Annotated in this window: 10 protein-coding genes; 2 read left to right on the top strand and 8 right to left on the bottom strand. The window is 62.2% G+C overall.

Going from position 1 to position 10,430, the window contains the following annotated elements; genetic code table 11:
• Positions 1-103 precede the first annotated feature (103 nt).
• On the bottom strand, positions 104-1,171 hold the full coding sequence (locus tag M5C56_RS19375) for an ABC transporter substrate-binding protein (protein ID WP_103499360.1): 1,068 nt from the start codon (positions 1,169-1,171) through the stop codon (positions 104-106).
• A 372-nt stretch (positions 1,172-1,543) separates the two neighbouring features.
• Here M5C56_RS19375 and M5C56_RS19370 point away from each other — a divergent pair, with 372 nt between their 5' ends.
• Complete coding sequence (locus M5C56_RS19370) at positions 1,544-2,257, top strand: UTRA domain-containing protein (protein ID WP_103499359.1); 714 nt, start codon at positions 1,544-1,546, stop codon at positions 2,255-2,257.
• Between the two features lie 156 nt (positions 2,258-2,413).
• On the opposite strand, the gene M5C56_RS19365 is transcribed toward M5C56_RS19370, so the two are convergent.
• From M5C56_RS19365 to minC, 7 genes are all read right to left on the bottom strand, one after another.
• Positions 2,414-4,585: a mechanosensitive ion channel domain-containing protein gene (locus M5C56_RS19365; RefSeq protein ID WP_103499358.1), complete on the bottom strand. Its 2,172-nt coding sequence runs from the start codon at positions 4,583-4,585 to the stop codon at positions 2,414-2,416.
• A 63-nt stretch (positions 4,586-4,648) separates the two neighbouring features.
• Positions 4,649-4,825, bottom strand: a complete 177-nt coding sequence (locus tag M5C56_RS19360; RefSeq protein WP_177100402.1) for a hypothetical protein — start codon at positions 4,823-4,825, stop codon at positions 4,649-4,651.
• Between the two features lie 198 nt (positions 4,826-5,023).
• Positions 5,024-6,313 carry a M18 family aminopeptidase gene (locus M5C56_RS19355; protein WP_100940888.1) on the bottom strand — a complete coding sequence of 430 codons (1,290 nt, stop codon included), beginning with the start codon at positions 6,311-6,313 and terminating at the stop codon, positions 5,024-5,026.
• 184 nt (positions 6,314-6,497) lie between these two features.
• Entirely contained in the window at positions 6,498-7,133 is a 636-nt protein-coding gene (locus M5C56_RS19350) for an RluA family pseudouridine synthase (RefSeq protein WP_100940887.1), read from the bottom strand.
• A gap of 191 nt (positions 7,134-7,324) precedes the next feature.
• Entirely contained in the window at positions 7,325-7,579 is a 255-nt protein-coding gene (gene minE / locus M5C56_RS19345; protein ID WP_007898843.1) for a cell division topological specificity factor MinE, read from the bottom strand.
• Between the two features lie 3 nt (positions 7,580-7,582).
• Entirely contained in the window at positions 7,583-8,395 is an 813-nt protein-coding gene (minD, locus tag M5C56_RS19340) for a septum site-determining protein MinD (RefSeq protein ID WP_100940886.1), read from the bottom strand.
• A gap of 203 nt (positions 8,396-8,598) precedes the next feature.
• On the bottom strand, positions 8,599-9,336 hold the full coding sequence (gene minC / locus M5C56_RS19335) for a septum site-determining protein MinC (RefSeq protein ID WP_103498749.1): 738 nt from the start codon (positions 9,334-9,336) through the stop codon (positions 8,599-8,601).
• Between the two features lie 121 nt (positions 9,337-9,457).
• On the opposite strand from minC, the gene M5C56_RS19330 reads away from it, so the two are divergent.
• Entirely contained in the window at positions 9,458-10,390 is a 933-nt protein-coding gene (locus M5C56_RS19330; protein WP_103498750.1) for a lipid A biosynthesis lauroyl acyltransferase, read from the top strand.
• The last annotated feature ends 40 nt before the right edge of the window (positions 10,391-10,430 follow it).

Below are 10,430 nucleotides of genomic sequence, written 5' to 3'. Positions count from 1 at the left end.
GGAAACCTGATGCCCCGCGGTGTACCGGCGACCCTCGCGAGCAAGCTCGCTCCTACAGGGGAGCCCATTGTTCCCGCTACCGTGCGGGAACAATGGTTGTGGGTTATTGCATGTTGATGATGACTTCTTCCTGCCACTTCTGCGGCAGTGCCTTGGAAGTTTTTTCCCATGCATCGGCATCTTTGATCGGCGTGACTTTCTTGTACTGCTCGTTAGGCAGCAGCTTGGCCTTCACGTCTTCCGGCAGGGTCAGGTGTTCGGCACGGATCGGACGGGCGTTGCCGCGCGCCAGGTTGATCTGGCCGGCGTCGCTGAAGATGTACTCACGCGCCAGTTTGGCCGCGTTCGGGTGCTTGGCGTATTTGTTGATGATGGTGGTGTAGCCGGAGATCACCGAACCGTCCGATGGAATCAGCACCACGTAGTCATCCGGGTTGGCCATCTTGGCCTTGTAGCTCAGGCCGTTGAAGTCCCAGACCACGCCGACTTCGACTTCACCCTTTTCCATGGTGGCGATGGTCGGGTTGGCGAGCGACAGGCGACCCTGCTTGGCGATCTCGGCGAACATCAGCAGTGCGGGCTGGATGTTCTTCTCGTCACCACCGTTGGCCAGGGCAGCGGCCAGTACGCCGTTGGCGGCCTGGGCAGCGGTGCTCACGTCACCGATGGAAACCTTGTATTTACCGGTCTTGAGGTCAGACCAGCTTTTCGGCGCTTCGGAGCCGTGCAGCAGCTTCTTGTTGACGATGAACGCGATGGTGCCGGTGTAGGCCAGTGCCCAGTTGCCGTCCTTGTCCTTCGCCCAGGCCGGAACCTGTTCCCAGGTGCTTGGCTTGTACGGTTGGGTCACGCCCTGCTTGACCGCGATCGGGCCGAAGGCGGCACCGACGTCGCCGATATCGGCGCTGGCGTTGTCTTTCTCGGCGGCGAACTTGGCCACTTCCTGGGCCGAGCTCATGTCGGTGTCGATGTGCTTGAGGCCGTACTTGTCGCTCAGGTCTTTCCAGGTGCCGGCCCAGTTCGCCCAGTCATCGGGCATGCCGACGCTGTTGACGGCGCCTTCTTGCTTGGCGGCGGTTTCCAGTGCTTTCAAATCGGTGCCAGCAGCCATGGCCGAGGTGCACAGGGCAATGGTCGAGCCTAACAGTGATGCCAGGAAAAGCTGTTTCATCCGAAGCTCCTTTGGGCGTTTTCAACGCGGCGATTTTTATAAAAAGTAGTGCGGTGGTTTGAATCGTTTGGTCTAGGTCAGCAATACCTGAGCCAATTTAAGCTTGCTGGATGACACTTTGATGTCGGCATCAGTCCTGCAAGGTTTTTTATCGGTGGTGTTCATGAACACCCCGTTAAGCGTAGACCATAGTTAACTAGCTGATATTAAAGGGATTGATCATTATGGAACGACCGTGCACATGCACCGTTTCGTCGCTTTGTCACATATCAGTCATCTGTATTGCCTAGGCTGGGCATTACAACTGGAGACCGCGATCCCGTGCGGTTGTGCCCTAAAACAGTGCTGGTCTAGTCCAGATAGGTAACGTTGATGCGTGAAGAGGCTCCAAAGGCGGTGACAGCCATCGGTCAGGCCCTGCATGAGCAGATCGGACACGGCTTGTTGCCACCGGGTAGCAAATTGCCCGCCGAGCGCAAACTCAGTGAGTTGTTCGGTACCACCCGGATCACCGTGCGTGAGGCCTTGTTGCAACTGGAGGCCCAGGGGCTGATCTATCGCGAGGAGCGTCGGGGCTGGTTTATTTCGCCGCCGCGCCTGGCCTATAACCTGATGCAGCGTAGCCACTTTCACGCAATGGTCAGTGCCCAGGGGCGGGTGCCGTCGACCCAGGTGATTTCGGCGCGTTTGCAGCCGGCGTCGGCGGCGGTGTGTGACTGGTTGCAGTTGCCGGCCTTGTCCAGCGTGATCCAGATCTGCCGGGCGCGGCGGATCGATGAGCGGCTGGTGCTGTATGTCGAGCATTACCTCAATCCACAGTATTTCCCGGGGATTCTGGAGTTTGATTTGAACCAGTCGATCACCGAGCTGTATGCCCGGCATTACGACCTGCATTACGGGCGGGTCAGGTTCGAGATTGTGCCGACGTCACTGCAGGTCGAGGCGGCCGCGGCGTTGCGGGTGTCGGTGGGGAGCCCGGGCTTGCGGATTGCCCGGGTCAACTATGACCAGCATGAACGACTGATCGACTGCGATCTGGAGTTCTGGCGACATGATGCGATTCATGTCGGGGTGGATGTGGTTTAGCGGTCACTGCTGGATCTGGAGATCACACCGAACTGTAGGAGCAGGGCTTGCCCGCGAAGCTTTTGGCTGCCTTGAGGACCCCTTCGCGGCGGTGTGGCGATCCGACAAGCCCTGCTCCTACAGTTCAGTGGTGTGTTCAAGATTTTTGGCGTGTGCTCAGGATTTTGGTGCGGCTTCCGTTTCCGGGCCGCCCCCTGCGGTCACCACCTGCACACTCAACCGCGGCGTCGCCAGATCCAACCCAGCCTCATCCATGGTGCGCTTGAGCGCCAGGTTGAAGGCCCGGGAAACTTCCCACTGCCGGATCGGCGCGGTCTTGAACCGAGCGCGCAGGATCGCGCTGCCGGACTCGAAACTCTCTACCCCCTGGATCTCCAGCGGCGACCAGATATTGCGCCGTTGCAACGGGTCGCTGCGCATCTTCTGGCCGACATCGCGCATCAGCTTGATCGCGTTGTCGATGGGCATGTTGAACGGGATCGCCACCCGGAAGATCGCGTAGCCGAACTCCCGCGAGTAGTTCTTGATGCTCTTGATCTCGCTGAACGGAATGGTGTGGACGATCCCGTCGATATCCCGCAGCCGCACCGTGCGGATGGTCAGCCCCTCCACCGTGCCGAGGTGGCCGCCGACGTCGACGTAGTCGTCGATGGCCAGGGAGTCCTCGATGATGATGAACAGGCCGGTGATCAGGTCCGCCACCAGCGACTGCGCACCAAAGCCGATCGCCAAACCGATCACACCGGCACCGGCCAGCAGCGGCGTGACGTTCATGCCCATGTTCGCCAGGGCGACGATCAGCGCAATGATGAAGATCGCCACGAACAGCACGTTGCGGATCAGCGGCATCATGGTCTGCGCCCGGGCATTGGCCAGGCCTTTGCGCGAACGGGTCAGGGCGTGGTGCACGGCGGTGTCGCTGAGAATCCACACCAGCCAGGCGAAGATCAGTGTGCCGCCGAGGCTGAACAGCCTGACGCTGACCTCATGCCCCTCGCCCTCGGTGAAGCCGATCAGCGACATGCCCCAGACCCGCAGGCCCAGTTCGATAAACACCAGCCACACCGCCAGGTGCACCAGGGTGTAGCCGAAGTTGTTCAGGCGCTCGGAGTACAGGGCATGGCGCTTGTGGCCGCGATGGGGCTTGAGGGCGTGGCGGCGCACCAACCCGTTGATCACCATGCACAACACCACCAGCACGGTGCAGATCAGCGACTGGCGCAGGGCCGTGCTGGTGTCGCCGGCGGAGATGAAGGTGGCGAACAGCGAGATCGCCACCAGGATCAGCGCCGGGACGAACCAGAAGGTGCCGAGGATCGCCAGGGTGTCGCTCAGGGCGCGGCGGTTCAGGCGCCGGGACAGCGGCTGGTTGCGGATCAGGTGGGCGATGGGGCGGCGGAACCGCACGATGAACAGTCCAGTGGACAGCGCCGCCATGACATTGGCGAAGGTCGCGGCGGTGTGGGCCAGGTGGCTGCCGAGGCTGGCGATCATCCGTGGGTCGCTGAGGGCCTCGCCAAAGGCGGCGAAGCTGCCGATCAGCCACAGCGGCCGGAAGGCCCGGCGGCGGAGGATGTACAGGGCCTGATGGCGATGCTGGCCGTCGAGCACGGAGAAGGCGATCACGCAGATGGCCGAGAACAAGGTGCCGACCACCAGGGCGTAGGCCAGCACCATCGCCAGGTTCTTGCCCAGGGACGAGGGCAGGGCGTAGCTCATGTACACGGTGATGAGCAGGGCGATCAGCCAGGGCCCGAGCTTGCGCAGGGCGAAACGCAGCAGGTCGACGGTGCGCGGGTGTTGCGGCAATTCCTCGCTGAGGCCGAAGCGCAGGCGCACCTGGCGCCCGAGCCAGATCATGGCCCAGGCGAGGAAACTCCAGAGCGCGAGGATCAGGGCGAAGGCGAAGACCATCGGTACCCACTCGCTGGCCGGCAGCGTCAGGTCCATCAGTTCACCCTTGGCCAGGTCGAATTCTTCCGACCAGCGACTGAGGGGGCTGTCGTCACCGGAAAACTGTTTTTCGAAGCCGGCGAGGGTGCTGCCGATCAGCCCCAGCACGCCTTCTTCGGTGGCCGGTTGGGCTTTCCTGGTGCTGTCGCGCAGCTTCTTCAGGTCGCTCAGCAGCTTGGCGCGTTGCTGGTCGTTCTCCAGGTTCTTGATTACCTCATCCAGGGATTGCGCCAGGGGCTCGCTGGGGACCGGCTGGGTTTTTTCCGCGCTGGCCAGCAGGCTCGGCAGGCCGGCTGCGTCGGCGCTGACCGATGGCAGGAGGCTCAGCAGACAGATGAATACAACGACGGGCAAGGCGAGAAGGCGGGCAAACACTGGGCAGTCAACCATGGACGATACGGGTCGACGAAGTGTACGTCAGCCGTGGGGCCAATGCATTTAATCGGTCAACTGGGCGAGGATCTTGTAGACCACGGTGCCGAGGATGAACAGCATCCCGATCCAGATCAGCAGGACCCCGGCGTTGCGCTCGCGAAAGTTGAAACCGACGGCCAACATCAGCATGCCGCCCAGGATGGGAATCAGCATGGTGTGGAAAGCGAAGGGCGTGATCATGACAACGACCTGATCGAGGGGGATACCTTGAGTCTAGGTCGGTTTGGCGGGTGTGTATCAGACCTGGAGGATAACGCTGAACTGTAGGAGCAGGGCTTGCCCGCGAATCGCAAGGACGCCGCGGTGTATCAGGGTAACCGCGTTATCGTTCTTCGCGGGCAAGCCCTGCTCCTACAGGTTTTGTGTCGCTCTCGGGTTCTATGGCAACTCGCGGCTGGCGTAGAACGCGCTCAACACTTTCACCAGGTGCGCCAGGTCATGGCTGCCGGCCAGTTCGCGGATCGAGTGCATGGCGAAGGTCGGCAGGCCGATGTCCACCGTACGCACCCCCAGGTGGCTGGCGGTGATCGGGCCGATGGTCGAGCCGCAACCCATGTCGCTGCGCACCACGAAGCTTTGCACCGGCACTTCCTCGGCCATGCACAGATGACGGAAGAACCCGGCGGTTTCGCTGTTGGTGGCGTAGCGTTGGTTGCTGTTGACCTTGATCACCGGCCCGGCATTGAGCTTGGGACCATGGTTGGCGTCGTGTTTGTCGGCATAGTTGGGGTGCACGCCGTGGGCATTGTCCGCCGAGACCAGCAGGGATTTCTGGATGGTTCGTACGAATTCATCGCCTTCCGGCAGCAGGCGGCGCAGGGTCTGTTCCAGCATCGGGCCATCGGCACCGCAGGCGGAGCAGGAACCGACTTCCTCATGGTCGTTGCAGACCAGCACACAGGTTTCCTCGCTGTCGGCGGTGAGCAGCGCTTGCAGGCCGGCGTAGCAGGACAGCAGGTTGTCCAGGCGCGCGCCGGCGATAAAGTCGCCGTTCAGGCCGATGACCGCGGCGGCCTGGGTGTCGTAGAAACTCAGCTCGTAATCGAGCACCACGTCGGCATTGAGGCCGTGTTCGCGGGCCAGTTGCTCGGTGAGCACGGCGCGGAAGTCGACCCGCTCGTCACCGGCGAACTGCGCGAGGATCGGCGGCAGCTCGTTCTGCGCGTTGATCGCCCAGCCCTGGTTGGCCTCGCGGTTGAGGTGGATCGCCAGGTTGGGAATGATGGCGATGGGCAGCTTGAAGTCGATCAGCTGGCTCTCGACCTTGCCGTCGCGGCGGAAGGTCACGCGTCCGGCCAGGGACAGGTCGCGGTCGAACCAGGGGGCGAGCAGGGCGCCGCCGTAGACTTCGACACCCAGCTGCCAGAAGCCCTGGCGTTGCAGTTCCGGCTGCGGCTTGACCCGCAGGCACGGGCTGTCGGTGTGGGCGCCGACCAAGCGGATGCCGCCCAGCAGCGGCGAGGCACGGCCGAGCTTGATGGCGACAATCGAAGAGTCATTGCGGGTGACGTAGTAGCGACCGTTGGCCTCGGTGTGCCAGGTCTCGCGCTCGTCGAGACGCTGGTAGCCCGCCGCTTCCAGGCGCTGAACCAGGCTGGAAGTGGCATGGAACGGGGTAGGGGAGGCCTTGAGGAAGTCGATCAGGCCTTGGTTCAACTCTTCGCGCATAAGTAGCTCCAGACAGCAGTGCCGAGAGTTTACCGTATCTTGTAGGAGCCGGCTTGCTGGCGATGAGGGCCTTGAGGTTTGCAGCGTTCTCACGGGCCCTATCGCCGGCAAGCCAGCTCCTACAGGGGGCGGGGTAATGCCGGGTCGCCCAAGCAGGACTTGCCCCGATGCCGCTCCCAGTCTCTCAGAACGGGGCCGGGCACTCGAAGCGCAGGCGTTCGCCGCTTTGCGGGTGGGTGAAGCTCAGCATGCTGGCGTGCAGGCACAGTCGTGGCCAGGCGGCCAGGGCCTGTGGATGGGCGTACAAACCATCACCGAGCAATGGGTGACCGATGGACAGCATATGCACCCGCAGTTGGTGTGAGCGCCCGGTGATCGGGGTCAGTTCCACCCGGCACCAGTCGCCGCAACGCTCCAGGACTTTCCAGAAGGTCAGCGCGTGCTTGCCGAACTCGTGGTCGACCACATGGCGTGGCTTGGTCGGCGGATCGTAGCGCAGGGGCAGGTCGATGCTGCCGCTGTCCAGCTCCGGTTGACCCCAGCAGAGTGCGGTGTAGGCTTTTTCGGTTTCCCGGTCGTGGAACTGTCGCGACAGTTCGCGGTGGCTGTCCGGGTCGCGGGCCAGCAGGATGATCCCCGAGGTTTCCCAGTCCAGGCGATGGACGATACGGGCTTCGGGGTAGCCGTTTTCCTGCAGGCGGGTAATCAGGCAGTCCTTGTTGTCATCGGCCCGGCCAGGGACGGAGAGCAACAGGGTCGGCTTGTTCACCACCAGTACGGCGGCATCCTGATGGAGGATATGGATATTGGACAGCGGCATTAAAACAGTCTCGTAACAAACGCCAACGGCGGCCCGAGGCCCAGCCTCCTGTAGGAGCGAGCTTGCTCGCGATGGTAGCCAGGACACCGCTGGGCATCAGCTGCCCCGCGTTATCGTTGACGTCCATCGCGAGCAAGCTCGCTCCTACAGAAAGGCCAGGTCCCGGGCCGCCGTGGCTCCGGCCGGATCGATCAACGATCGGGCAGGGTGATATTGAGTTCCAGGATCGAGCAGCTGCCCTGGTTTTCCAGCGCCACGTGCACGTCGTCGGACCCGATATTGACGTACTTGCGGATGACCTCCACCAGTTCCTTCTGCAAGGCCGGCAGGTAATCCGGGGTGCTGCGTTGGCCGCGTTCGTGCGCCACGATGATCTGCAGACGCTCTTTCGCGACCGACGCGGTGCTTACTTTTTTGCTGGCACGAAAGAAGTCAAAAAGGTTCATTGCTTAGTTGCCTCCAAACAGGCGCTCGAAGAGTCCTTTCTTCTTCACATCAAGGAAGCGATGTTCCACGGTCTTGCCCAGCAGGCGGTCGACCGCGTCGCTGTAGGCCTGGCCCGCATCGCTCTGGTCGTCGAGAATCACCGGCACGCCCTGGTTGGAGGCCTTGAGCACCGCCTGGGATTCGGGGATCACGCCCAGCAGGGTCACCGCGAGGATGTCCTTGACGTCTTCGACGCCGAGCATCTCGCCGTTGCTGACGCGCTCGGGGTTGTAGCGGGTCAGCAGCAGGTGTTCCTTGATCGGCTCTTCGTTGTTCTCGGCGCGGCGCGATTTGCTCGCCAGCAGGCCGAGCATGCGGTCGGAGTCACGCACCGAGGACACTTCGGGGTTGGTCACGACGATGGCTTCGTCGGCGAAGTACATGGCCAGGTGGGCACCGGTCTCGATACCGGCCGGGGAGTCGCAGACGACGAACTCGAAATCTTCCTTGAGGGCCATCAGGACCTTTTCCACGCCTTCCTTGGTCAGCGCGTCCTTGTCCCGGGTCTGGCTGGCGGCCAGCACGTAGAGGTTTTCCAGGCGCTTGTCCTTGATCAGGGCTTGCTGCAGGTTGGCTTCGCCCTGGACGACGTTGACGAAGTCATACACCACGCGACGCTCGCAGCCCATGATCAGGTCGAGGTTACGCAGGCCGACGTCGAAGTCGACGATCACTGTCTTGTGGCCCCGCAGCGCGAGGCCGGTACCGATGGCGGCGCTGGTGGTGGTCTTACCCACACCACCCTTGCCGGATGTAACCACGAGAATCTTGGCCAAGGTGTATCACCCCTAAAGGAAAAAAGGACTTTCAGCCCCTGAAGAACGTCACTAAAAAATAACTGTAGTCGTGTAGCGTCGGTTGGAAATCGAGGAAAAGTCTGAAGAGCCTCGGGTTATTCTTACCTTTCGCGATTTCCCACACCGTTCGAGCTGTTTTCGCTACGAGAAGGTGACATTTTGGAAATGGCGGCAAGTATCCGTTAAAGCCGGATGATGTTCAACACGTCGCCCGACAAGCTGACCTGAACAGCGGTGCCCCACAAGGGATCGCGGCGCAAATCCTCGGAAACCTTGTACTGGCCGGCGATGGAGATCAGTTCGGCACTCAGTTGCTGGCAGAAAATCCGCGCCTTGGTATCGCCCTTGATGCCGGCCAGGGCGCGACCGCGCATGGGGCCATAAACATGGATGTTGCCATCGGCGAGAAGTTCCGCGCCGGGGCTGACGGAAGAGATCACCACCAGGTCGCCGCCCTGGGCGTAGACCTGCTGGCCGCCGCGTACCGGCGAGGTGATGATCTTCGTCGGTTTGATGGTCGGCTCGGGTGGCTTTTCCGGTTTTTTCTTTTCCAGGCCTTCAGTCGGGTCGACCGGCCGTTCGCGGGCGCCGGACGGCGGCAGCACCGGCAGGTCAATGGCAATCGCGGCGGCAATGTCTTCGATGCGGTTGGCGCGGATCGCCAGGGTGCGCAGGCCATGTTGGCGGCAGACGCGCATCAGCCCGGGCAGGTCGATGGGGCCCTGGCCGTCCGGCAGTTTGTCCAGCGCCAGCACCAGTGGGGTATTGCTGAAGAAGTTCGGGGCCTGGGCGACCTTGGCCGCCAGTTGCCGATCAAGGGCATCGAGGTTGTTCTGCGCCAGCTCCAGCACCGTGATGGCGAGCATACTGCCCTTCAGCTGGAACACGGGATCCTGGTCTAGCAGTTCGGTTTGGCTCATGGTCGGGATAACGCAGCTTGTCACTAAAAGTGCCGAGACTTATAACGAGAACGCCCTCGGGCCGCAAGCCGCCGCGAACCGTTGTAGAATGCGCGGCCTTGTTGTCTGTCCGGAATCACCCATGGATCGCCCGCGTTTTCGAGCTGCTTTTCTTCATCCCCGCTACTGGCTGCTATGGCTGGGGTTGGGCTTGCTGTGGCTGATTGTCCAGTTGCCCTATGGGTTCCTGTTGCTGCTGGGACGTTTTCTCGGGGCGGTGATGTATCGGGTGTCCGCCGACCGACGGACCATTGCCGCGCGTAATCTGCAATTGTGTTTTCCGGCGTTGTCCGACGCCGAGCGCGACCAACTGCTGCGGAAAAATCTCGCGTCCACCGGGATCGCCTTCTTCGAAATGGCCATGAGCTGGTGGTGGTCCAAGCCGCGCCTGGCACGGCTGGCTCATATCGAAGGCCTCGAACATCTGCAGAACGCTCAGCGTGAGGGCAAGGGCGTGATCCTGATGGCCCTGCATTTCACCACCCTGGAGATCGGCGCGGCCTTGCTCGGCCAGCGCCATACCATCGACGGCATGTACCGCGAGCACAGCAATGCGCTGTTCGATTTTATCCAGCGCCGTGGCCGTGAGCGGCACAACCTCGATTCCCTGGCGGTCGAGCGCGACGATGTGCGCGGCATGCTCAAGTTGCTGCGCGCCGGTCGGGCGATCTGGTATGCGCCGGACCAGGACTACGGGATCAAGCAGAGTGTGTTCGTGCCGCTGTTCGGTATCCAGGCGGCCACCGTCACCGCCACCAGCAAGTTCGCCCGCCTGGGCAAGGCGCTGGTGGTGCCGTTCACCCAGCAGCGCCTGGCCGACGGCAGTGGTTATCGGCTGGTGATTCATCCGCCGCTGACGGACTTCCCAGGGGAAACCGAAGAGGCTGACTGCCTGCGGATCAATCAATGGGTCGAGGTGGCGCTGCGCGAATGCCCGGAGCAGTACCTCTGGGCCCATCGCCGTTTCAAGAGCCGGCCGCCGGGTGAGCCCAAACTCTATCCAAAACGCCGATAAAACCATCCGGGTGTTGCGGCGGGGGGCAGGCGTGGTGTAT

This window comes from Pseudomonas sp. MWU13-2862, from assembly GCF_023242495.1.
In the GTDB taxonomy this organism is placed as follows: domain Bacteria; phylum Pseudomonadota; class Gammaproteobacteria; order Pseudomonadales; family Pseudomonadaceae; genus Aquipseudomonas; species Aquipseudomonas gingeri_D.
Note: the sequence above shows the minus strand (reverse complement) of the source record. Positions and strands in the feature narration are given on the sequence as shown.

Coding starts and splice junctions, on each gene's coding strand:
- M5C56_RS19375 (WP_103499360.1), bottom strand. CDS start 1,171: ATGAAACAGCTTTTCCTGGCATCACTGTTAGGCTCGACCATTGCCCTG.
- M5C56_RS19370 (WP_103499359.1), top strand. CDS start 1,544: ATGCGTGAAGAGGCTCCAAAGGCGGTGACAGCCATCGGTCAGGCCCTG.
- M5C56_RS19360 (WP_177100402.1), bottom strand. CDS start 4,825: ATGATCACGCCCTTCGCTTTCCACACCATGCTGATTCCCATCCTGGGC.
- M5C56_RS19355 (WP_100940888.1), bottom strand. CDS start 6,313: ATGCGCGAAGAGTTGAACCAAGGCCTGATCGACTTCCTCAAGGCCTCC.
- M5C56_RS19350 (WP_100940887.1), bottom strand. CDS start 7,133: ATGCCGCTGTCCAATATCCATATCCTCCATCAGGATGCCGCCGTACTG.
- minE (WP_007898843.1), bottom strand. CDS start 7,579: ATGAACCTTTTTGACTTCTTTCGTGCCAGCAAAAAAGTAAGCACCGCG.
- minC (WP_103498749.1), bottom strand. CDS start 9,336: ATGAGCCAAACCGAACTGCTAGACCAGGATCCCGTGTTCCAGCTGAAG.
- M5C56_RS19330 (WP_103498750.1), top strand. CDS start 9,458: ATGGATCGCCCGCGTTTTCGAGCTGCTTTTCTTCATCCCCGCTACTGG.